Genomic DNA, 23,248 nt, shown 5'->3' with positions numbered 1-23,248 from the left:
CGGCTATTCCTTGCGGAACACCACGTTCGCCAGCCAGCCCGTCAGCACCGCCAGAAACACGGAGAAGGCGCCGTAGGCGAGCGAGTTGTTATAGGCGGCGTTGGAGATCATCTGCTCGATGCCGGTCTTCATCACGCGCAGCGGCAGGGCCTTTTCCGCGATGAACACGCCGTCGCGGAAAAGGTGGGCGCGCACGACATGGGTGCCGTTCGGCACGTTGGCGGGAAGCTTCACCGTCGCCTTGAAGAGGCTCGCGCTGATGAACTGCACGCCGCCCGGATCGCGCTGGTAGAAACCGCCGCTCTCCTTGAGCCGGCGGAAGGCCTCGCGGAACTCGGCAAGGTTGCTGCCGTCACCGACATAGCCGATGGGCGAGAGGCGGATATGCTGGATGCCGACGCCGACGCCGTTGAGCATGGCGGGCTCGGCGATGGTCTCGACGTCGCGCGTGCTCGACAGCGAATAGGATTCCGGCACGAGCTCGAAGGTCATCGAGCGGCGGTTGACCCAGATGCCGAAGACGCGCTCCTTGATGCGCACCGTGTTGTTGTCCTTCGGCCCTTCCAGCGCCACGACGATGTCGTACTTGCTCTGGGCCAGCAGGGCTGGATCGTAGCCCTCGATGGCGCCGAAGATCGTCAGGTCCGCGCCGCGGAAATCCGAGGATATGGCGATCTCGTCCGTCGAGATGCCGATCTCCAGCTTCTCGGGAAATTCCACCGGCTTGTCCTCCAGCACCTGCGCGCCGGCGGGAAGGGCAAGGCCAAGGACGAAGAGGAGCGTCGCGAGGGTTCTCATCGATAGACCCCCTCGCTGACGATGGAATAGATGTCGGCCGGCGTGACGACGAGGTCGACCGCAAGGCGGGCGCCGACGGCAAGGACGAGCAGCGCGAGCAGCGCGCGCAGCTGTTCGCCGCGCAGCTTCTGGCCGACGCGCACGCCGTATTGCGCGCCGATGACGCCGGCCACCATCAGGATGAAGGCGAGCACGATGTCGACGGAATAGTTGGTCGTCGCCTGCACGACGGTCGTATAGGCGGTGACGAAGATGATCTGGAACAGCGAGGTCCCGACGACGACATTGGTCGGGATGCGCAGCAGATAGATCATCGCCGGCACCATGATGAAGCCGCCGCCGACGCCCATGACCGAGGTGAGGATGCCGATGCCGAAGCCGAGCCCGATCACCGGGATGACCGACAGATAGATCTTCGACTTCTTGAAGCGCATCTTCAGCGGCAGGCGGTGCACCCAGCTATGCTGGCCGGGCCGGCGCATCGAGACGGGCTGGTTGTTGGCCGAGCGGCGCAGGGCGCGGATGCTTTCGAGCAGCATCAGCGTGCCGACGGTGCCGAGCAGCACGACATAGAGCAGCGAGATGACGAGATCGAGCTGGCCGACGCTGCGCAGCATCGCGAAGATCCAGATGCCGACCGTGGCGCCGGCAAGGCCGCCGACGAGCAGCACCGTGCCGAGCTTGACGTCCAGCGTGCCGCGCCGGAAATGCGACAGCGCGCCCGAGATCGACGAGGCGACGACCTGGTTGGCGCCCGTCGCCACCGCGACGACCGGGGGGATGTTGTAGAAGATGAGGAGCGGCGTGATGAGGAAGCCGCCACCGACGCCGAACATGCCGGAAAGGAAGCCGACGGCCGCGCCCATGCCGAGAATGATGAAGATATTCACCGAGAGCTCTGCGATGGGCAGATAGACAGTCACAACGATACCCCGATCGGCAATTCTTCCGCTCACGCGGAGGCTACATGTCCGGCAGCCGCTTTGTCCCCTTCGCCCCGCCGCGGCTCCCTCGTCGGCGTCGGCGAATGCAGGGAAGCGCCCCGCCGCGAAAAGGGATGCCCCTTTCTCGGCCGGTCGCGCCCTGCATCCTGCAAGGATCGGTCATGGAGCGCGGCCATCGCGGCGCGCCCTTGCGCCCTCATGGATGATGACGTTTGTCAAAGGCGTTATCATCTTGGAGGGACATGAATTTTCTATTGCATAATCCGCAAATCGGGGCCGATTTAAGGATGAAATCATGCAGCAGATCAAAATGCCCCGGCGCCCGTCGCACAACGTGAACGACGAGCGCCCGGATGAGCGTCATGCCCGGGGCTATGGACAAGTCGACCCGAGGTGCCCTGTCGACCCCTCCGGCCTGCCGGTCAGCCCGGTTGCTTGTTGCGCTTCAGAAGCTCGGTGACGAGCGCGTCGTCGATCTCGCCGGTCTCCTTCTGGCCGACGGACTTCTGGAAGGCCCTGATGGCGGCGACGGTCTTCTTGCCCATCTCGCCGTCCGGCGTGCCGGCATTGAAGCCGTTGTTGTTGAGGATGGCCTGGATGTTGCGGATGGCCTTCTTCATGTCGACGCTGGCGGTCTTGGTGGGCTTGCCGACCCATTCGTCGGGCAGGTCCGCCGAATTCGCCTTCTCGTCCAGCGCCTGCGGCTTCCAGAGATCGACCTTGGCCTTGGCGCCGGCCAGTTGCTCCGGCTGCATGGCGTTGGCCACCTCGTCACGCTTTTCCGCCGCGTCGCGGTCGCCGTCGCGGGCGGCGATGGCGAACCACTTGTAGGATTCTTCCAGGTCCTGCTTCACGCCGTTGCCGCGCGCATAGAGGATGGCGAGGTTGAACTGGCTGTCGCGCACGCCGAGCTCGGAGGCCTTCTGGAACCATTTGGCGGCGCCGTCGAAGTCCGGCGCGGCATCGCCGATACCGGTCGCCAGCAGGACGGCGAGGTTGTGCATGGCGCTCGCATTGCCCTTGCCGGCCGCGTCCTCGTAGAGCTTGCGCGCCCGGTTCAGGTCGCGCTCGACGCCCTGGCCCTTCTCGTAGAGGTTGGCGAGGCGGTATTCGGCCGGCGCGAAGCCGCGGGCGGCGGAAAGCTCGTACCAGCGGGCGGCTTCCTTGAGATCGGTGGCAACGCCGCGGCCGTCCGTATAGCGGGCGGCGACCTCGAACAGGGCCAGCGGATCGCCTTCCGTCGCGGCCTTGGACAGCGAGGCCGGGGTGATGGCGTCAGGCACGAGGATCGCCGCCGTCTGCGTTGCGGCGTCCGTCACGGCAGGCGCCATATCTTTGCCGGCTTCCGGCACCGTTATCGGCTCGAAGCCCGCGGTGGCGTTGTCGTCCACCGTCGCCGGCGCCGTCAGGGCGTTCGCGCCCTTGGCGGTGGTCTGGAGTTCGGGGCCGCTTTCGGCCGGCGCCGGATCGGCAACCGCCTGTTCCTCGACGGCGGGTGCTGCCGTGGTGTCGGCGACAACGGTTTCGCCCGCGCCGTCCGTCGTCGCGGCAGGCCGTGCCTCTTCGTTCGCGGCGGTCTGCTCGACGACCACCGGCGCGTCGTCGCCGCGGATCAGCGTGTTGACGAGCGGATAGGACATGATGGCGAGCAGCACGGCGCCGACGGCCAGAAGGATCGGTCGACGGTGACGCGCGAGGGCGGAGGCGGGCTTGTCGCCCTTGGCCGCCTTTTCCGGCTTCCTGGCCGGCGCGACGCGGGAGATCGTTTCGGCTTCCTCGGCGGCAAGCCGGGCGGCGCGGCGGGCGGCGGCGATGAAATCGGCCTTCTCGCCCTCGTTGCCGTTGCCTGCCCGGTTGCCCGATGCCTGGCCGGCGCGCACGCGCTCCAGGATGCGGCGGACGTCGGGCACGCCGGAGCCCGGCTCCAGAAGCTGGTTGGCCTCTTCCGGCTCCAGTTCGTCGGTGGGGTCGATGGACGGCGTCGGGTCGATCTGGCGGCGCTCGGCCGGGGGAGCGGCTTCCTTGCGGCCATGGGCGAAGCGGCGCTTCAGGCCGGCGAGCAGGCCGCCCTTCGGCCGGGCGCCGACGTCGCCGGCAACGGCAGCAATGCCTTCGGATGCGGCATCCAGCATTTCGGCGTGCTCGGGCGCGGGAATATGCTCCACCTCGATCTCGGCGAAGCGGCTTTCCTCCTGGGGCGCGACGGCTTCCGTCTTCAGGTCCGAAGCGCCGAAGCCGTCATCGTCAAAAGGGTAGTCGTTGCCGCCCAAGCCGGCGGCCGGTTCGCTGCGGCGGCCGAAATCCATCGCCGGCATTTCCGCCCGGGGCATTTCCGCTTCCCGGCGACCGAAGGTCTCGCGCGGGCTGTCGAGATGTTCGAGACGGCTGGCGATCTGCACCAGCGTGTCGTGCAGCGCGTCGAAGGTGCGCGCCGTGCGATCCTCGCTGGAGCGGGTGAGTTCCTCCAGTGCGCGCAGGTCCCCGGCAAGGCCGGCGATGGCGTCCATGTCCGTATTGGCGGCTGCGGTCGGGCCGGCATGGCGATAGGCTTCCATCACGGCTTCCGCCGCCTGGCGGGCGGCCTCGACGATATATTCGTCGTTGGTCGCCATGTAGTCCTCGATGGTCGCGAGCCGGTTCTCGACATCCGCGGGCAGCGCGGCGGCAGACGAGGACGGCGCGCTGATCAGCGTGGAGAGATGGGCGATCTGCGCCTCGAGGCCGCGCAGCGCCTCGTGCTCGCCGGCGGGAGCGGCGCTCGTGGCGTCGAGCCGGTCGGCGATGGCCGAAAGGCGGCCCTCGATATGCGAGAAGCGATCGTCCTGGAACGGGCTGCCGACGGGCGCATCGAGATCGTCGATGCGGCGGGCGAGCGCATCCAGCCGGTGGGTGAGCTCGTTGTTGAGGCTGCCCTGGTCGAGCGCGTCGATCTTGCGGGAGATGTCGGAAAGGTAGTGGGCAAGGTCATCCCCCGCGGCAAGCGCGGGTGCGGCCTGCTGGCTCTGCTCCAGCATCAGCGAAAGCTGCTCAAGACGCTCTTCCAGGCGCAGGGCCGCCCGCTCGTTCGACATTTCCTCGATGCGGCCCGCCAGCGCCTCGATGCGCGAGGACAGGCCCTGGTCGGCCGGCGCTGGGCGTCGGGCCATCAGGTCGAGCTGGCCGGCGAGATCGGCGATGCGGCTCTCCAGGCGCTGCATCATGCCATGGTCGACGGAGGAAGCCTGCTGCATGCGGCCGGCGGCGGCGATGGCGCGGCTGATCTCGTCGAGGCGCGCATCCAGGCCCTCGAACTGCGGGGCGACGGCGGAAACGAAGCGGCCGCTGTCGGGCTCGGCATGGCGGCCAAGCATGTCGACGGACTGGGCGATCGTCTCGATCTTGCTTTCCAGCGCCCGGATCGCGGGCGTCGCGCTCATCGCGTTGATCTGGTTCTTCAGCTCGTCGAGCCGGTAGGCGAGCGCCACCAGCTCGTCATCGCGCGTCTGGTCGAAGGCCGAGAGCTTCTGCTCGACGCCGTTCCAGCGATCCTCCATGCGGCGAACGGAATCCTCGCGGGCAAGGCCGTCGAGCACGGAGCGCAGCTCGTCGAACTCGACGCGCAGGCCATCCGTGTGCCCGGACTGGCGGCCGAGCTGGTTGATGCCGGTGGAGAGCCGGTGCAGCTCGTCGCGCAGGTCGTCGGCATTGCCACGGCCTTCGGCCATCTGGCGGATGCCACGGATTTCCGAGCGCAGCGACTGCATCTCGCGTTCGAGGCCGTCGGCGATGTCCTTCTTCAGGTCCTGGCGGAGCGAGACGAGCGCCTTGGCGATGTCCTCGACGGAATTGTCGGGGCTTGCGGGCGCCGCGGCCTGGTGGCCGCCATAGACGCTGTGGGCCTGCTGGGCGGCGGCATGATGATCAGCGGAAAGCGGGCGACGCTCCAGGCGCTGGGCGACGCGCTCGCGGCTGCCGTCGATGGCGCGCTGGCGCTGCATGATCTCCGAGACGGGATCCTCGCGCAGCGGGGCGGAGCGGACGTGCTCGTAGCGCGCCGGCTCGCCGCGCGGCGCAGGCCGCTCCTCGGCATGGCCGCGCACGCCGCGGCCGTTTGCCATCAGGCCCTCGATGCGGGCCTCGAGCCCCTCGATGGTGCGATTGAGCGCGTCGAGCGAAGACCGTTCGCCATGACGTTGCGGGTTTCGCGATCCGTTCATCTTTCGCCTCGCTTTGGCGGCCGTGCGGCCTGCCGGGAGATACCCTTGACGGCGCTGCCGCGGCTGCGCCCCTCTTCCATACCGGCGTGCGGTTCCCCGCCGCCGTCAATCACCGCATGCGCTGGGAAACAGTATCGTCCCTGCCCGCCCGGACCGTGCGCCCGGGCCCTGCAAAGGGAAGCCGAAATGATTCCCGATCCCACACCCTCAAGCGCCACAATTCATGAAACGTGGTAAACAAGGGGTTAACTCGCCCGGAAATTTTTTAACGTTTTGCTCATAGACTGCGGCCGGAGGCGAAAGATGAGCGGTTGCGGCACAGGATAGACTGCCTGCGGGGTTGCATATGAACGAGACGGTTCCGCCTTCTTGCCGCCTGCGGGGAGAGGGAGGGTGGGGCCTGCGTCTGCCCCGCGCATGAGCCTTCCTCGGCAAGCGCCGGCAAGCAACGCGCCTGCCTCACCATCCCGCCCTCCTCTCCTGCGACGAAAAATTCGACGCGCCTCTCGTCTTTTGACGTTTACGCAAACGTCAAAGTTTTATACACTCCCCTCCAAGGACCGGACTCCTGTCCGTGGCATAGGTGAGGAACGCGAGAAATGCCGATCTACAAGGCCCCCGTGAATGACACGCTTTTCATCCTGAACGACGTGCTCTCGCTCGAGCGCTACAACAATCTCCCCGGCTTTGCCGATGCGACGGGCGACATGCTGGAGGCTATTGCCGGCGAGGCGGCGAAGCTTGCCGAGGAGGTGCTGTTCCCTGTCAATCTTTCCGGCGACCAGGAAGGCTGCAGGCGCAATGACGACGCGAGCGTCGTGACGCCGAAGGGCTTCAAGGAGGCTTACGACCTCTACCGCCAGGGCGGCTGGATCGGCCTTGCCGTGCCTGAGGAATTCGGCGGCCAGGGCCTGCCCTACGTGCTGCACACCGCCGTCGGCGAATACATGTCCTCGGCCAACATGGCGCTCACCATGTATCCGGGCCTGACGCAGGGCGCGATCGCCGCGATCCTCGTGCACGGCTCCGACGAGCAGAAGGCCACCTACCTGCCGAAGATGGTGGAAGGCACCTGGACCGGCACGATGAACCTGACGGAACCGCATTGCGGCACCGACCTCGGGCTCCTGCGCACCAAGGCCTTGCCGCAGGCGGACGGCTCCTACAGGATTTCCGGCCAGAAGATATTCATCTCCGCCGGCGAGCACGACATGTCGGAGAACATCGTGCACCTCGTCCTCGCACGCATCGAGGGCGCGCCGGAGGGCACCAAGGGCATCTCGCTCTTCATCGTGCCGAAATACATGCTCAAGGACGACGGCACGCCGGGCGAGCGCAACAGCGTTTCCTGCGGCGCCATCGAACACAAGATGGGCATCCACGGCAACGCCACCTGCGTCATGAACTACGACGAGGCGAAGGGCTTCCTCATCGGCGCGGAGAACAAGGGCCTCAACGCCATGTTCGTGATGATGAACGAAGCGCGCCTCGGCGTCGGCCTGCAGGGCCTCTCCATTGCCGAGATCGCCTACCAGAACGCCGCCCACTACGCTCGCGAGCGCCTGCAAGGCCGTTCGCTCTCCGGCGTCAAGAACCCCGGCGGCAAGGCCGATCCGCTGATCGTGCACCCCGACATCCGCCGCGCGCTGATGACCATCAAGGCCTGGACGGAGGGCGGCCGCGCCTTCACGCTCTGGACGGCGCTGAAATCCGATATCGCCCACCGCGCCGCTGACGAGGCGGAACGCCAGGCCGCGGACGACATCCTCGGCCTGATGACGCCGATCCTCAAGGGCGTGCTCACCGACAAGGGCTTCGACCATGCGGTCATGGCCCAGCAGGTCTTCGGCGGCCACGGCTATATCGAAGAACACGGCATGAGCCAGTATGTGCGCGACGCGCGCATCGCCATGATCTACGAGGGGGCCAACGGCATCCAGGCGCTCGATCTCGTCGGCCGCAAGCTCGGCATGAACGGCGGCCGTGCCGTCATGGCCCTCTTCAAGGAGATCGGCGATTTCTGCGAGGAGAACCGCGGCGACGAGAAACTCGCCCCCTTCACCAAGGCCCTCAAGAAGGGCTTGAACGACCTTCAGGCCGGAACCATGTGGTTCATGCAGAACGCGATGGCCAAGCCCGACAATGCCGGCGCCGGCTCGACCGACTACATGCACCTCTTCGGCCTCGTCGTCGTCGGCTACATGTGGGCGAAGATCGCCAAGGCCGCCGAAGAGGGCCTTGCGAACGGCGCGGGCGGGCGCGAGGATTTCCTGAAGAACAAGCTCACCACGGCGAAGTTCTTCATGGAGCGCCTGATGCCGGAAACAGCGCTGCGCAAGACCCGCATCGAGGCCGGCGCGGACACGACGATGGAATTGGCCGCCGAGGCGTTCTGACGCTTTCCGCCCCTCTCCCCGCAAGCCGGGCGAGGGGCTACAGTCGCAAGCCAAGCAGTTCTTCTCCCCGCTTGCGGGGAGAAGGTGCCGGCAAGCGGATGAGGGGCATCCGCCGGGCCGGGCCGAGGAAATTCTAGGGCGCCTACGCGCCGCCAGGGAGAAGAGAGACCCATGACCGACGTCTTCATCTACGATCACGTGCGCACCCCGCGCGGGCGCGGCAAGAAGGACGGCGCGCTGCACGAAGTGCCGTCCGTGCGGCTTGCCGCCAAGGTGCTGGAGGCGGTGCGCGACCGCAACGGGCTCGACACCGCGAAAGTCGACGACATCGTCATGGGCTGCGTCGATCCCGTCATGGATGCGGGCTCGGTGATCCCCAAGGCCGCCGCCTTCGAGGCCGGCTATTCGACGAAGGCGCCGGGCGTGCAGCTTTCCCGCTTCTGCGCCTCCGGCCTCGACGCGGTGAACCTCGGCGCGGCGAAGATCGCGCAGGGCGCCGACGACATCGTCATTGCCGGCGGCGTGGAGAGCATGTCCCGCGTCGGCCTCGGCATGTCGGGCGGCGCCTGGTTCATGGATCCTTCCGTGAACTTCCCGGCCTATTTCATGCCGCAGGGCGTCTCGGCCGATCTCATCGCCACCAAGTACGGCTTTAGCCGCGACGATGTCGACGCCTATGCCGTCGAGAGCCAGAAGCGCGCGGCGCATGCCTGGGAAAAGGGCTACTTCAAGAATTCCGTGGTGCCGGTGAAGGACATCAACGGCCTCACCATCCTCGACCGTGACGAGCACATGCGCCCCGGCACCGACATGCAGGCGCTGGCCCAGCTCCAGCCCTCCTTCCAGATGCCCGGCGAGATGGGCGGCTTCGAGGCTGTCGCCATCCAGGCCCACCCGGAAATCGAGGGCATCACCTACGTCCACCATGCCGGCAATTCCTCGGGTATCGTCGACGGCGCGGCCGCCGTGCTGCTCGGTTCGAAGGAAGGCGGCGCAATCCTCGGCAGGAAGGCGCGCGGCCGCATCAAGGCCTTCGCCAATATCGGCTCGGACCCGGCGCTGATGCTGACCGGCCCCGTCGACGTCACGGAAAAGCTCCTCGCCCGCACCGGCATGCAGCTCTCCGACATCGACCTCTTCGAGCTCAACGAGGCCTTCGCCGCCGTGGTCCTGCGCTACATGCAGGCCTTCGACATCCCGCACGACAGGATGAACGTCAACGGCGGCGCCATCGCCATGGGCCACCCGCTCGGCGCGACCGGCGCGATGATCCTCGGCACCGTGCTCGACGAACTGGAACGCCGCGACCTCAACACCGCGCTCGTCACGCTCTGCATCGGCGCGGGCATGGGCACGGCGACCATCGTCGAACGGGTCTGACCATGACGAACCCGACCCGCCGCAGCTTCCTTGCCCTCATCGGGGCCGGTCTCATCGCCTCCTCCGCCGAGGCGAGCGACAGTTTCGTGCTTTCGGGCACCGTCACCTATGTGGCGAAGGGCGCCATTCCGCCCGGCCGGCTGACGATCCGGCTGGAGGAGCAGGGCATCATGGATGCGCCGGCGAGAGGCATCGCCGCGACAACCGTCACCAGCAAGGGCGACCGGCATTCCATCCGCTTCTCGATGCGGGTGAAGCGCTCGGCGCTCCGCAGGGCGGTCGATCCGGGCTTCACCATCCGGCTCGAACGGCACGGCCGCCTCATCGCCATCAACACGACGAAACAGGGATATGGCGGCCGGGGCAAGGCCTCGCTGCAGATCGAACCCATTCTCTACTGAGGGGGAGAAACCATGAGCGCATACAAGAACTTTTCCATCGAGACCGACGCCGACGGCATCGCGCTGGTCACCTGGGACATGCCCGACAAGTCGATGAACGTCTTCACCGTCGAGGTGATGGACGAACTCGACGCGATCATCGACCAGGTCGTGGCCGATGCCGCCGTCAAGGGCGTGGTCATCACGTCAGGCAAGTCCTCCTTCTCCGGCGGCGCGGACCTCTCCATGATCAAGGCGAGCTTCGACCTCCTGAAGGAGGCCGAGGCTGCCGATCCGGCGACCGCCGTGCAGAAGCTGTTCGACGCCACCGGCCGCATGACCTGGCTGTTCCGCAAGCTGGAAACCTGCGGCAAGCCGTGGGTTTCCGCCATCAACGGCACCTGCATGGGCGGCGCCTTCGAAATGTCGCTCGCCTGCCACGGCCGCGTCGCCTCGAACGCCAAGTCGGTCAAGATCGCGCTTCCCGAGGTCAAGGTCGGCATCTTCCCCGGCGCCGGCGGCACCCAGCGCGTGCCGCGCCTTGCCAATGCGCAGGACGCGCTCCAGATGATGACGACCGGATCCTCGCTGACGGCCGCGCGCGCCAAGGCGATGAACCTCGTCCATCAGGTCGTCGAGCCGGACCAGCTCATCCCGGCCGCAAGGCAGATGATCAAGGACGGCCTCAAGCCCGTCCAGCCCTGGGACGAGAAGGGCTTCAAGGCCCCCGGCGGCGGCATCTGGACGCCCGCTTCCGCCCAGCTCTGGCCGGCCGCCCCGGCGATCCTGCGCCGCGAGACCGCCGGCAACTATCCGGGCGCGCTCGCCATCCTCAAATGCGTCTATGAGGGCCTGCAGGTGCCCTTCGAGACGGGCCTGAGGATCGAGCAGCGCTACTTCACCCATATCCTCCAGACGACCGAAGCCTTCTCGATGATCCGGTCGCTGTTCATCTCCATGCAGGAGCTCGGCAAGGGCGCGCGCCGCCCGGCGGGCCAGCCGAAGGCGGAGTTGAAGAAGGTCGCCGTCGTCGGCGCCGGCTTCATGGGCGCCTCCATCGCCTATGTCACCGCCGCCGCCGGCATCCCGGTCGTGCTGATCGACCGCGACCAGGAAGCCGCCGACAAGGGCAAGGCGCATTCCGAGGGCCTGGTTACTGGCGCGATCGGCAAGGGCCGCATGTCGAAGGAGGACGGCGAGACGCTGCTGTCACTCATCACCCCGACGCCGGACTATGCGAGCCTGGCCGATGCCGACCTCGTCATCGAGGCGGTCTTCGAGGACCGCACGGTCAAGAAAGAGGTCACCGAGAAGATCGAGGCCGTGCTGCGCGAGGACGCCATCTTCGCCTCCAACACCTCGACGCTGCCGATCACCGGGCTTGCGAAGAACTCCAGGCGCCCGGGCCAGTTCATCGGCATCCACTTCTTCTCGCCGGTCGACAAGATGATGCTGGTGGAGGTGATCCTCGGCAAGGAGACGGGCGACAGGGCGCTCGCCACCGCGCTCGACTATGTCGCAGCCATCAGGAAGACGCCGATCGTCGTCAACGACACACGCGGCTTCTACGTCAACCGCTGCGTCTTCCGCTACATGGCCGAAGCCTATGACATGCTGATCGAGGGCGTGCCGGCGGCGATGATCGAGAATGCCGCCAAGATGGCGGGCATGCCGGTCGGGCCGCTCTCGCTCAACGACGAGGTCGCCGTCGACCTCTCCTACAAGATCTTCAAGGCCTCGATCGCCGATCTCGGGTCCCAGTCCGTCGATCCGCGCCACATGGAGCTGGTCACGAAGCTGGTGGAAGGCGAAGGCCGCCTCGGCCGCAAGGCCGGCAAGGGCTTCTACGACTACCCGCCGAAGCCGGCCAAGAAGAAGCTGTGGCCGGGCCTGAAGGACCTCTACCCGCAGCTCAAACCCGAGGACGTCGATATCAAGGTGATCAAGGAGCGCCTGCTCGTCACCATCGCGCTGGAAGCGGCCCGCACCATGGAAGAGGGCATCGTCACCGATCCGCGCGAGGCCGATGTCGGCTCCATCCTCGGCTTCGGCTTCGCGCCCTATACCGGCGGCACGCTCTCCTATATCGACGGCATGGGCGTGAAGACCTTCGTCGCGCTCTGCGAGAAGCTCGCCGCGAAATACGGCAGCCACTTCCAGCCGACGCCGCTCCTCAAGGACATGGCCGCCAAGGGCGAGACCTTCTACGCCCGCTTCGCGCCGGAGACGAAGAAGGCGGCCTGAGCCGCCCTTTGCCACGGTGCCATCGATGCCCCTTGCGGAAACGCGAGGGGCATTTTCCGTTCTGCCGGAAATCGCGGGCGGCAGGGCGATGTGCGGCCCTGCGGATCGTTCACGCCGGCCGCGGCGCCTCGACCATGCGCACCAGCATTTCGGCGCGCGTGCCGGCGGCGCGGGCGGCGTAGTCGAGCTTCGTGCCGAGGCTGCCGGCCATGGCGCCGATGATTTTCGTGCCGAGACCGGTGCCGCGCACGGGACCTTCGCCGCGCCAGCCGATGCCGTCGTCCTCCACGAAGAGCAGCGCGTTTTCCGCATCGAGCCGGGTGAAGCCGACTCGCACCTCGCCGCCCGCCTCGCCATAGGCATATTTGAAGGCGTTGGTGACGAGTTCCGTGACGATGACGCCGAGCGAGACGGCCCGGTCGGTCGGCACATGCAGCGCTTCCAGCGTGCGGTTGAGGCGCACGTTGCGGCCCTGGCCCTTCATCGACGTATCGAGCTCGGACAGGAGCGTCGACAGATAGGCGCCCATGTCGACATTGCGCACGTCCTCGGACGTGTAGAGGCGGCGGTGGATGCCGGCGATGGCGGTGATGCGGGCCTGCGTCTCGGAGAGCGCCTCCTTGACCGCTTCGTCCGACGCGCTCGACATCTGCAGGCGGATGAGGGCGGCGGCGAGCGCCAGCGAATTGCCGACGCGGTGGTTCACTTCCGCAAGCAGGATCTCGGCGCGCTCCTTGGCGAGCCGGATCTCCAGCTCGGCCCTGAGCTTGGCCCGCTTCAGCGCGGCGTTTTCCAGCGCCTGGCCGAGCGCATTGGCGAGCAGCGGCATGAAATCGTCGCCGACCGTCTTGATGACATAGTCGGCCGCCCCCGCCTTCAGCGCCTCGACGGCGACCTGCGCATCGTTCGAGCCCGTCACGTAGACGACCGGGACCGCGCCGGGCGTGTCGACGATTTCCTTCAGGAAGGAGAGCCCCGTGCCGGATTGCAGGAAGTGGTCGAGCACCACGGCATCGAAGCCGCCCCCGGCCAGCAGGTCACGGCCGCGCGCCACGTCCTCGGCATGCTGCATCTCGTAGCCGAGCCGGCCGAGCGCACGCTGGACGAGCCGCGCGAGGATCGGGTCGTCGTCGATATAGAGGATGCGGACCGGCCCTTCCTTCATTTATTGCGTCTCGGGTATCTGGATCACGGAAAAGAACAGGCCGAGCTGGCGGATCGCATGGGCGAAGCTCTCGTATTCCACCGGCTTGGTGATGTAGACATTCGCGCCGAGATCGTAGCAGCGCTGGATCTCGCGCTCGTCGTCGGTCGTGGTGAGGATGACGACCGGCAGGCGCTTGGTGTGGGTATTTGACTTGATCTTCTGCAGGATGTCGATGCCGGACATGTCGGGCAGGTTGAGATCGAGCAGGATCAGCAGGAACTTGCCGGCGCTGGCCAGGCCGGAACGGTCCTTGCCGAGCACGAAATCGAGCGCGTCCGTGCCGTTGGTGAAGGGCACGACCTCGTTGTGCACGCCGGCGCGGCGGATATTCTTCTCGATGAGGCGCGCATGGCCCTCGTCGTCCTCGACCATGACGATGGTGACTTCCTTGCCAAGTCCGTTCATGCCTGCATACTCCTGACTACCTTGCTGAGGTCGGGCGGCAGACGAAGCACGAAAGTCGCCCCCTGCCCGAGTTCGGATCTGACCACGATATCACCGCCAAGATTGCGCATCAGTGAACGCACATGCGCAAGGCCGATGCCCTCGCCCGGCTTGTCCTGGGTGCCGGAGCGGCGGAAGAGCTCGAAGATCCGCTCGTGGTCCTCCGGCGCGATGCCGCGGCCGTTGTCGGCAAACTCGATGACGAAGCCCGCCCGGCCGGCATTGCGCGCCGTGACGGAAATGCGGAGCGGCCGGCCCGGGGTCTGGTACTTGATGGCGTTGTCGAACAGGTTGCCGAAGACCTGCTCCAGCGACAGCCGGTCGGAGACGACGGTCGGCAGGGTATCGCCGATCGTGACCTCGCCGTCGGATTCGCCGACCTGGTGGTTGACGGAGGCCGCCCCCGCCTCCACGAGCGCCTTGAGGTCCACCCGCTCGATCTTCAGCTCCCGCCGCCCGTCGCGCGAGATCTTCAGGATGGCGTTGATGAGGCCGTCCATCTTCTTGGTGGAGGAGCGGATGAAGGCGATCGCCTCCGGCAGGTCCTCGGAAGCGGCGCGGCGTGCCTCCAGGATGTCGTTTTCGCTCGGGGTCGTGCCGTCGGCGAGCACGTAGGACTGGATGGCGGAAAGCGATGCCTGCAATTCGCTGGTGAAGCCCATGATGTTGACGAGCGGGGCACGCAGGTCGTGGGTGACGATATAGGCGAAGCGCTGGACTTCCTGGTTGGCGCGGATCAGTTCCTCGGTGCGCTCGTCCACCCGCCTTTCCAGCGTGGCGTTCAGCGTCTCGACCTCCCGGCGGGCGGCGATGATGTCACGGGTATACTGCGCGATGACGATGACCGCGCCGCCCAGAACGGCGATGATGGCGATGGCGCCGATGACGGTCGTCCATTGCAGCGCATCGGCCGAACGGAGCGTGTCGGCGACGCTTTCCTCCAGGCGCTCGTCTGCATCGCCCATGATTTCGCCGAGCTCGTCGCGAAGCCTGTCCATGATCCTGCGGCCGCGGTCGGTATCCACCTGGGCGACCGCCTCGGCGGCCCTGCCCTGTTCCACGGCCTCGACCGTTTCGGCCAGTTCCGCGAGCTTTTCCGAGACGAGGCGGTTTATCTCGGGGATGCGCCCGGCATATTGGGGAAAGCGCGCCGCCCTCTCACCAAGCGATTGCTGCCGCTCGCTGACGGCCTTCAGCGCGTTGTCGTACGGCTGGCGGAAGTTCGCCCGGCCCGTGATGACGAAGCCGCGCTGGCCCGTCTCCGCATCCTTGAGGGTCGACAGCAGGTCGCCCGCGGCGCTGCGCACCTCGCGCACCTCGACGAAGGTCGTGAAATAGGACTGCACCTTGCCGACGAGCCAGAGCGACGTGCCGACGATGCCGAGCAGCGCGATCATGCCCGCAGCGAGCAGGACGATCGTCGAGCGCACGAAGGCGGCGTTCGATATCGGCATTCCATCCCCCGGTTGAAATCATTACACGAGCGCGACAATATCGCTATGGCGCCTGCATGCAACCGACCGGAAAGATGAAAATCGGAATTCTTTTGGTCGTTTCGTCACTTAGGACCGATCGGCGCCCCGTCCCAAGGGTCAGGTCCGGACCCGGAAGCGCCCGCCGAGCCGCTCGCGGGCGATGATGATCATGCCCGCGGAGAAGATCAGCGCCGCGCCGGCAAAGACGTTCGAGCCCGGCACGTCGCTCCAGATGAGGTAGCCGAGCGCGAAGGCCCAGACGAGGGAGGTGTATTCGAACGGTGCGAGCACCGAGACCGGCGCGCGGCGCATGCCCTCGAAGAGCGCGAACTGGCCGATGCCCGCCAGCACGCCCGTTCCCGACATCAGGACGAGGCCGACCGGCGAGACGGGCTGCCAGACGAAGGGCAAGGCGAGCGCGGTGAAGAGGATGAAGAAGCCGCTGGAAATGGTCATCTGCACCTGCGTGCGCTCGTGCAGCGCCGTCTTGCGCAGCAGCACCGTCGCGATCGCCCAGAAGATCGCGGCCTGCAGGGCGAGGTAGACGGGCAGCGAGAGCGTGATGCCCCTGGCCGCGATGCCGCAGGCGACGACCACGCCGACGAAGCCGACCACGACGGCAAGCCAGCGATAGCCCGGCACCTTCTCGCCGAGGATCGGCACGGAGAGGATCGTCATGACGACGGGCGAGGCATAGTAGAGCGTCGTCAGCTCGGCAAGGCCGAGATCGCGCGCGGCGGTGTAGTAGGAGAGCCAGGCGGCAAGAAGCAGGAGATTGCGCAGGAAGAGCGGCTTGAGCACCGGCGACCGGCGCACGTCCCGCAGGATCGGGCGCCCGCCGAAGACGAGGCAGATCGAAAAGATCGTCACGCTGCGCACGAAGAGGATCTGCCAGACCGGCAGGGCCACGACGAGCCATTTGACCGACGCGTCCTGCAGGGAAAACATGAAATAGGCGAAGGACGTCAGCAGGATGCCGGAAGAGACGGTCTTGTGCACGGAAGGGTCCTCGGATGCGCGGGACAGGGCCGCGCGTTCCCTTGATAGCGCGCCGCGCGGCGCGGCGAAAGTGGCGGAAAATCGCGGTGCGTGAGGAAACTTTTCCTTCCTCGGCGGGCCATGGCCCGAAAAGCGCCCGGGAGAGTAAAAATTTGAACGTGCAAGCGCGGCGGGACGGGTATATGCGCGGACCATGGATTCCAAACGACTCGGCTATGCCTTCACCCTGCTCGCCATCCTGATCTTCAGCCTGCAGGACGCCATTTCCAAGCACCTCGGCAGCCTCTATCCGCCTGTCTTCATCGCCATGCTGCGCTTCTGGGCCTTCGGCGCCTTCGCGCTGGTTATGGGTGCGCGCGGCCACGGCGGGCTGAAGGCCGCGGTGGCGACGAAGCGGCCGTTCCTCCAGGTCCTGCGCGGCGTGCTGCTTGCCTTCCAAATCGTCGTCACCATCACCGCCTTCAGCACGGTGGGCCTTGCCCATTCGCAGGCGATCCTCTCTTCCGGGCCGATCTTCGTCGCGCTCCTGTCCATGCCGCTTCTCGGCGAACGGGTCGGCTGGCGGCGCTGGACGGCCATCGGCGTTGGCCTCTGCGGCGTGCTGATCGTCATCGATCCCGCCGACAGTTCCTTCGATGCCGGCGTCCTGCTGCCGCTTGCCGGCGCGCTGATGCGCTCTATGTGATCGCCACGCGGCTCGTCAGCCGAGACGATCCGGCCTCGACGAGCTTCTTCTATATCGGGGTCGCCGGCGCGGCCGCGCTTTCGCTGGTCGGCCCGTTCTTCTGGACCGGCCTTGCGCCGGCGGACTGGTTCTGGATGGGGCTTTTATGCATCACAGGCATGTCGAGCCACTATTTCCTGATCCGCGCCTATGACCTGCTCGACGCGGCGGCGGTGCAGCCACTCACCTATCTCCAGGTGGTGCTGGCGGCCGTCGTCGGCATCACCGTCTTCGGCGAAACGCTGAACCTCAACACGGCCATCGGCTCGGTGATCGTCGTCGGCGCCGGGATCTTCACGGTCTGGCGCGAGAGCATCGTGGCACGCCGGCGGGCCCGGGAAATCGCCGCCCGGAACCAGACAGGAAAATAATCCTTTTTCCTTTACTCGGAAACCGTCCTTCGATATGCTTCCGGTCAATCGGACCGGCACCGGCCGGTCCGTCGCCTCGGCAGGGTTTTGCAGCATGTTCTCCCACGACCGGATCTGGGCAGCGATCGACGCCCTCGCCGAGCGCCATCGGCTCTCCCCGTCCGGGCTTGCCCGCCGCGCCGGGCTCGACCCGACGTCCTTCAACAAGTCCAAGCGGCAGGGCACCGACGGGCGCCAGCGCTGGCCTTCGACGGAATCGATCGCCAAGGTGCTCGACGCGACGGGCGCCACCATCGACGAATTCTTCACGCTTTCCGATCCGGCCCGCGACTCCGCCCTGCCGCAGGGCGCCTTTCCGCCGCAGGCGGGCTCCATTCCCCTGCTCGGCTTCGCCCAGGCGGGCGCGGGGGGCTTCTTCGACGACGGCGGCTTTCCCGCCGGCCAGGGCTGGGACGTGGTGGAGTTCCCCGCCTCGCCCGACCGCAAGCCCGGCGTCTATGCGCTCGAAGTGCAGGGCGACAGCATGCTGCCGCTCTACCGCGACGGCGACGTGCTGATCGTCGAGCCGGGCGCCCAGGTCCGCCGCGGCGACAGGGTGGTCGTGAAGACCCGGGAAGGCGAGGTCATGGCCAAGGTGCTGCACCGCCAGAGCCCGCGCACGATCGAGCTCGTCTCGCTCAATCCCGAGCATCCCAACCGCAATTTCGACATGGACGAGGTCGACTGGATCGCCCGCATCATCTGGGCGAGCCAGTAGCCGTCAGCCGCCGTAGAGATTGACCGGGAAGTAGCGCAGGTAGATCTCCTGCAGGCGGCCATTGCGCGACAGCGCCAGGAGCGCATGATCGATCGCGCCGGCAAGCGCCGCATCCTCCTTGCGCAGCATGATCGTCATGCCCTCGCCGAGAAACCGTTCAGAGACATAGGGGCCGTCGAAAAGGCGGCAGCAGCCGGCGGCATCCGCGCCGCTCATCCAGAAGGCGAGTTGCATGCCGTCACCGAAGACGGCGTCCACCCTGCCCTCCTTCAGGGCGGCGAGCAGAGCCGCCCGGTCGGGGAACGCCTGCGCCTCGACCTTCGGGAAGAAGGCCTTCAGCATCGCCTCATGGGCGCTTGCCGCCACGACGCCGACCTTCCGGCCCGCGAGCGCCGTCCTCGCCTCGCCGGCGAACGGCGCCTTCCTTGCGACGGCGAAGCGGGCCGGAAGGCGCATGAAGGGGCGCGAGAAGGCAAAGCGCCGGCGCAGGTCCGCGGTAACAGCGATACCGGCGGCGACCGCCTCGCCATTGCCGTCGAGCAGCGCCTTTTCCAGCTCGGGGAAGGTCACGGCCTGGATCTGGCACTTTTCCGTCAGCGCCAGCTCGCGGCAGACCTCGCGCACGAGATCGACATGGAAACCGGAAAGCTTGCCGGTCTGGTCGATGAAATTGAACGGCGGAAAGTCCACCGTCGTCAGGAAGCGCAGGCGGACGATACCGGAAAGATCGGGCCGGGCGATGCGCTCGCGGGTGTCGAAGAGGATCGGAAGATCGACCGAGGCGCGCTCCCCGGCGGCGGCAGGCAACGGAACCACCGCCGCGATCAACAGGCAAAGTGCGAAAAGCCCGTGTGATTTAAGGGATGAAATTCTGTCTTGCCACATTACAATCAACTTGGGGTTTAAGAGGGACGCAGCCGTCGACGCGGCAGCGATGGTTGCATGCGACTGGCAGAATATCCCGACGACATCGCTTTCGCCACAGCAATCGGCATACGGCCGATGGAACGCCCGCCGCTTCCCGCGGACCAACAGATACCGCAGCGTCTCATGGCGGAGGCGCGGCTCTTCCGGCGGCTCGGCCTCTCCAAGCCGCTGATCTCCGCCATGCTGGTGCGGGCCGGGCGCAACGGCACCACGCTGGAGGCGGAGATGCTCGCCAGCGGCGCGATCTCGCATGACGTCTATTACGAAGCGCTGGCCGACATTCTCGGCCTGCCCTTCCGGCCCGTGCTGGATCCGGCGGAAGTCGAGGACCTGCCGGGCGCCGACAGCCAGCTCGTCGAGCCGACCATGCTGCGGCTCCGCCAGCGCGCCAGCGCACCGATAACGGCGATCGTGCCGAGCGCGGCCCGGCTGGACGAGCTTTGCCAGAAGCTGCGCGCCTCTCCGCCGCTCGGCGCCATGATGATCGCGACCACGCCCGCGGCGCTGCGGGCGGCGCTGTGGCAGGCAGGCCGCGACCGCAGGCTCCGCGAGACGGTCGACCGGCTATTCGGCGCCGTACCGGAAGCCAGCGCCCGCATCACGCTTTGGGGGCGGCAGGGCTTCTATATCGGCACGACGCTGACGCTTCTCGTGATGCTGCTCCTCATCCAGCCGGAGAACGTGCTGTTGCTGCTGCATATCGTGCTCGGCCTCTTCTTCTCCGCCACGGTCGTCGTGCGCGGCACCGCGCTCCTGGCCAAGTGGCGGGAGAAATACCGCCCGCGCCCCATCCCTCCGACGGGCCGGCGGCCGGTCTATTCCGTCTTCGTCGCGCTCTACCGGGAGGCCGCGGTGGTGCCGCAACTCGTCGAGACGCTGGGCAGCCTGCAATGGCCGGCGGCCTGCCTCGACATCAAGCTGATCTGCGAGGCGGACGACCGGGAAACGCTCGATGCGCTGGCGGCAGCCTCGCTCGGCCCGCAATTCGAGGTGGTGGAGGTTCCGCCCGGCCACCCCCGCACCAAGCCGAAGGCCCTCGCCTATGCGCTCGGCGCGGCGCGCGGCGACTATCTCGTGATCTACGACGCCGAGGACAGGGTCGATCCCATGCAGCTCGAGGAGGCCTGGCGGACCTTCGAGGCCGGGCCGGCCGAGATCGCCTGCCTGCAGGCGCCGCTCATCATCACCAATGCCCGCGAAAGCTGGATCAGCGCCCTCTTCGCGGTGGAATATGCCGGCCTCTTCCGCGTCCTGCTGCCGCGACTTGCGGCCGCCCGCCTGCCGATGCCGCTCGGCGGCACCTCAAACCACTTCCGCACGCGCATCCTGCAGGAGGCCGGCGGCTGGGATCCCTACAACGTCACCGAGGATGCCGATCTCGGCCTCAGGCTCTACCGGCTCGGCTACCGCTGCGGCGTGATCAGCCGGCCGACCTACGAGGAGGCACCGACGCAGATCCACGCCTGGCTCGGCCAGCGGACACGCTGGTTCAAGGGCTGGCTGCAGACGTGGCTGGTGCTCATGCGCCAGCCATCGCGGCTGGTGCGGGAGATGGGCCTCGGGCCGAGCCTCGTCTTCCAGGTGCTGGTGGGCGGGCTCATACTCTCCTCGCTCGCGCATCCGCTGATCCTCGGATATATCGGCCTTATCGCCTGGCGCCTTGCCGCGGCGGAGATGGCGGCCGTCGGACCGCTCGACCTTACCCTCTTCGCCCTCGACATCGCCAACATCGCCGGCAGCTATGCGGTCTTCATCGCGCTCGGCCGCACCGGCATGCGCCTGGAGGAACGGCTGGCCGTGGGCCCACGATGGCTGCTCACGCCGCTCTACTGGCTGCTCATTTCACGGGCCGCCTGGCGCGCCGTGCGCGAACTGCACAGCAACCCCTTCTTCTGGAACAAGACGGCCCACCGCCCGGCACGAACGAAAACCCGGCCGGACCTTGCGCCGACGATCGACCAGTCCCTGCCGGCCGGCGAGTAGACCCTTTGGAAAGGGGCAGCGCGAAGTCGTGAAAGCCGGGGTGGAGCGGGTAGCGAACTTCACATCGAGCCCGTAACTCATGTCTGTCAAAGCATTTCCTGCCGCCACTCGACAAGAACGGACTTGATTCTGGACTTGTTTCTTCCCACTGACAAGCGTTTCAATAACATTTTTGTCCACCTTGTTCTGCTAACATCCGTCAAAATCTCCGACCATAAGCAAGGCATGAACATCGGAACGATCTTGGATCATTCTTCCTCGTCATTCCTCATCAGACCATTCAATCTCTACATCACCACCAAGAATACTGGCTGCGCGGACAATGAACCGTAAATTCGGCCTTCGGCATGACTTCTGAAAGAAGCGCCCTGTCCGCGCACGACGATCCAGCTCGACAAGTGACATGTCCTCATCTTGTGCCCGCGAGCGAATAGCGTCCAAGGCAGGAACACCGAATGGCACCAATCGCGCCTTGCGCCTGGCGGCCTTCACGTGACCGGCCTTACTTTTGATCTGGCACAGGCTCAGGCCGGGAAACAGATCCAGCAGTGCCGCACCGGGCAGATTGGCTTCGAACGCAGCATGGAGGCGACGCACTTCCGGATTGGTCCAAACATGGCGTCGCCGCACAATACCCAGAGTACGGACCCGATGCTTCAAAGCCGAAAGGCTGCGGTCCGGCAAAGCTTTTCTCAAGATGTCGTACGAAGGATAACCCGCTCGCAATTCAGCGTCTTCCGCCGGTGTCCATGGCCGAGTTGCGATCGCCGTACCGTGCGCATTATTGCACGTTTTTCCGCTTTTCATCTCTCACGCCAGCGGACCACAGGCCTGCCACCCAGGAATTCCATGGCGAGCTGCAACGCGCGCCAGTCAACGTAGCGGGGATAGACAAAGTACCGTGCCTTCCCGACAATGGCACCAAGTTCTGTCATGTTGATACGAAGCTCAAAGGCACGGCGGCGAACATTATCCACCAAAGGCATTCCGGTGGCCTTCGGAGCCCGACGAGGACGGCGATACCCCATGCTGTTCGCCTTGCTCCATATCTGCCGTTTGCTCTTCCCCGGGAAAATCTCCGCCAGGGTGCCTATCGGTACGCCGGCAACATACGGCTTCCGTAGTTTCCGCGCATCGCCGTCTGACCAGATGCGCAATGGCGGAACCAGTCCGATTTGCCGTGCCTTGTGGGAGATGGCCGCCGGCGTGCGCCGCGGCAATGCCCGGGTAATCGCATCCAGATCGGGGTAGAGACGCTGCAAAACTTCCAGTTCTGCCGTCGTCCATACCGGCACACCGGCAATCGTGAAGCCCGTCCACTCGATGTGCAGGAGGATTGTATCCTTGCCGTCAAGACCACGGCGTTGGGCCAAGGAAAGCAGCATACCATTTGTCCTGCACAGAGATCTCGTCACCATAGCGACGATTTATGCAGGCAGATGACATTGCCGCTGAATTTGAACATTTCCTCAGGAGCCTGGGACGTATGCAGCGGCTCCTCGTTTGCGCGCTCCCCTCAATAAAACCAACCCGCCACTCCCGGCCTGTAGCTTGTAAACCCTTCGAGATTCTCGCCGATCGATACCAAGGGCTTGCTTCAATGTCGTTTCGGTCGTTGCGCGCTGCTTGTCCGGCATCAAATCGAGACCTTTTTCAATTGTCCCTCGCCAGTGCGGGTAATCCCCCCGCCGAATAACGGACTTCAAAAGTAGAATTTTCTCGGGCTTTATGATCGAGGAGATTTTGATGAAGACGAGCAGATTCAGCGAACCGCAAATCCTTGCAATCCTGCGCCCGGCTGAGGGCGGCGTTCCCGTGCCTGATCTATGCCGGGAGCATGGGATGAGCACGGCGTCGTTTTATAAATGGCGGGCCAAGTACGGCGGCATGGACGCGTCGATGATCAGCCAGATGAAGGCTCTTGAAGACGAGAACCGTCGGCTGAAGAAGATGTATGCGGAGATGAGCATGCAGGCGGAACTGCTCAAAGAGGCTCTTGGAAAAAAGTGACGCGGCCATCTCA

Annotated in this window: 16 protein-coding genes and 2 pseudogenes; 8 read left to right on the top strand and 10 right to left on the bottom strand. The window is 66.1% G+C overall.

Annotated elements, in window-relative coordinates:
• Positions 1-3: 3 nt before the first annotated feature.
• The 3 genes from L0976_RS25630 to L0976_RS25620 form a co-directional block, all read right to left on the bottom strand.
• A complete protein-coding gene (locus L0976_RS25630; RefSeq protein ID WP_203317429.1) occupies positions 4-798 on the bottom strand; it encodes a TIGR02186 family protein in 795 nt (264 codons plus the stop codon).
• On the bottom strand, positions 795-1,721 hold the full coding sequence (locus tag L0976_RS25625; RefSeq protein ID WP_234189764.1) for a sulfite exporter TauE/SafE family protein: 927 nt from the start codon (positions 1,719-1,721) through the stop codon (positions 795-797). Before L0976_RS25625 ends, L0976_RS25630 begins: the two co-directional genes overlap by 4 nt.
• Positions 1,722-2,164: 443 nt before the next feature.
• Complete coding sequence (locus L0976_RS25620; RefSeq protein ID WP_234189763.1) at positions 2,165-5,938, bottom strand: peptidoglycan-binding protein; 3,774 nt, start codon at positions 5,936-5,938, stop codon at positions 2,165-2,167.
• A gap of 599 nt (positions 5,939-6,537) precedes the next feature.
• On the opposite strand from L0976_RS25620, the gene L0976_RS25615 reads away from it, so the two are divergent.
• The 4 genes from L0976_RS25615 (at position 6,538) to L0976_RS25600 (ending at position 12,338) form a co-directional block, all read left to right on the top strand.
• Positions 6,538-8,334, top strand: coding sequence for an acyl-CoA dehydrogenase C-terminal domain-containing protein (locus L0976_RS25615; protein WP_234189762.1), 1,797 nt, complete (start codon positions 6,538-6,540; stop codon positions 8,332-8,334).
• 171 nt (positions 8,335-8,505) lie between these two features.
• Positions 8,506-9,714, top strand: coding sequence for an acetyl-CoA C-acetyltransferase (locus L0976_RS25610; RefSeq protein WP_234189761.1), 1,209 nt, complete (start codon positions 8,506-8,508; stop codon positions 9,712-9,714).
• A 2-nt stretch (positions 9,715-9,716) separates the two neighbouring features.
• On the top strand, positions 9,717-10,115 hold the full coding sequence (locus tag L0976_RS25605; RefSeq protein WP_234189760.1) for a YbaY family lipoprotein: 399 nt from the start codon (positions 9,717-9,719) through the stop codon (positions 10,113-10,115).
• A 12-nt stretch (positions 10,116-10,127) separates the two neighbouring features.
• Positions 10,128-12,338: an FAD-dependent oxidoreductase gene (locus L0976_RS25600; RefSeq protein WP_234189759.1), complete on the top strand. Its 2,211-nt coding sequence runs from the start codon at positions 10,128-10,130 to the stop codon at positions 12,336-12,338.
• A gap of 109 nt (positions 12,339-12,447) precedes the next feature.
• Here the strand turns inward: L0976_RS25600 and L0976_RS25595 are convergent, their stop codons facing one another.
• The 4 genes from L0976_RS25595 to L0976_RS25580 form a co-directional block, all read right to left on the bottom strand.
• Complete coding sequence (locus L0976_RS25595; RefSeq protein WP_203317422.1) at positions 12,448-13,503, bottom strand: sensor histidine kinase; 1,056 nt, start codon at positions 13,501-13,503, stop codon at positions 12,448-12,450.
• A complete protein-coding gene (locus L0976_RS25590) occupies positions 13,504-13,950 on the bottom strand; it encodes a response regulator (RefSeq protein WP_203317421.1) in 447 nt (148 codons plus the stop codon).
• Positions 13,947-15,443 (bottom strand): CHASE3 domain-containing protein, encoded by a 1,497-nt coding sequence (locus tag L0976_RS25585; protein WP_234189758.1) that lies wholly within the window; start codon positions 15,441-15,443, stop codon positions 13,947-13,949. The genes L0976_RS25590 and L0976_RS25585 overlap by 4 nt, the downstream gene beginning before the upstream one ends.
• Before the next feature lie 138 nt (positions 15,444-15,581).
• The gene (locus L0976_RS25580; protein ID WP_234189757.1) at positions 15,582-16,463 is read right to left on the bottom strand and encodes a DMT family transporter; all 882 of its coding nucleotides are present in this window, start codon (positions 16,461-16,463) and stop codon (positions 15,582-15,584) included.
• Positions 16,464-16,656: 193 nt separating this feature from the next.
• Here L0976_RS25580 and L0976_RS25575 point away from each other — a divergent pair.
• Positions 16,657-17,558: pseudogene (locus L0976_RS25575) on the top strand (DMT family transporter).
• 94 nt (positions 17,559-17,652) lie between these two features.
• On the top strand, positions 17,653-18,315 hold the full coding sequence (locus tag L0976_RS25570; protein ID WP_203317417.1) for a helix-turn-helix transcriptional regulator: 663 nt from the start codon (positions 17,653-17,655) through the stop codon (positions 18,313-18,315).
• Between the two features lie 3 nt (positions 18,316-18,318).
• Here the strand turns inward: L0976_RS25570 and L0976_RS25565 are convergent, their stop codons facing one another.
• Positions 18,319-19,200, bottom strand: coding sequence for a transporter substrate-binding domain-containing protein (locus L0976_RS25565; protein WP_234189756.1), 882 nt, complete (start codon positions 19,198-19,200; stop codon positions 18,319-18,321).
• 57 nt (positions 19,201-19,257) lie between these two features.
• Between L0976_RS25565 and L0976_RS25560 the strand changes: the two genes are divergently transcribed.
• Positions 19,258-21,225: a glycosyltransferase family 2 protein gene (locus L0976_RS25560; RefSeq protein WP_234189755.1), complete on the top strand. Its 1,968-nt coding sequence runs from the start codon at positions 19,258-19,260 to the stop codon at positions 21,223-21,225.
• A gap of 261 nt (positions 21,226-21,486) precedes the next feature.
• Here L0976_RS25560 and L0976_RS25555 read toward each other — a convergent pair whose 3' ends face one another.
• On the bottom strand, positions 21,487-22,032 hold the full coding sequence (locus L0976_RS25555) for a hypothetical protein (RefSeq protein WP_234189754.1): 546 nt from the start codon (positions 22,030-22,032) through the stop codon (positions 21,487-21,489).
• On the bottom strand, positions 22,029-22,610 hold the full coding sequence (locus L0976_RS25550) for a hypothetical protein (protein WP_234189753.1): 582 nt from the start codon (positions 22,608-22,610) through the stop codon (positions 22,029-22,031). Before L0976_RS25550 ends, L0976_RS25555 begins: the two co-directional genes overlap by 4 nt.
• Positions 22,611-22,971: 361 nt before the next feature.
• Here L0976_RS25550 and L0976_RS25545 point away from each other — a divergent pair.
• Positions 22,972-23,232, top strand: a pseudogene (locus tag L0976_RS25545) (transposase); the annotation flags it as partial.
• Between the last annotated feature and the right edge of the window lie 16 nt (positions 23,233-23,248).

The organism is Shinella sp. NM-101, from assembly GCF_021401195.1.
Taxonomy (GTDB): Bacteria; Pseudomonadota; Alphaproteobacteria; order Rhizobiales; family Rhizobiaceae; genus Shinella.
The sequence above is the reverse complement of the archived record's forward strand: the minus strand, read 5'-3'. Positions and strand labels throughout refer to the sequence as shown.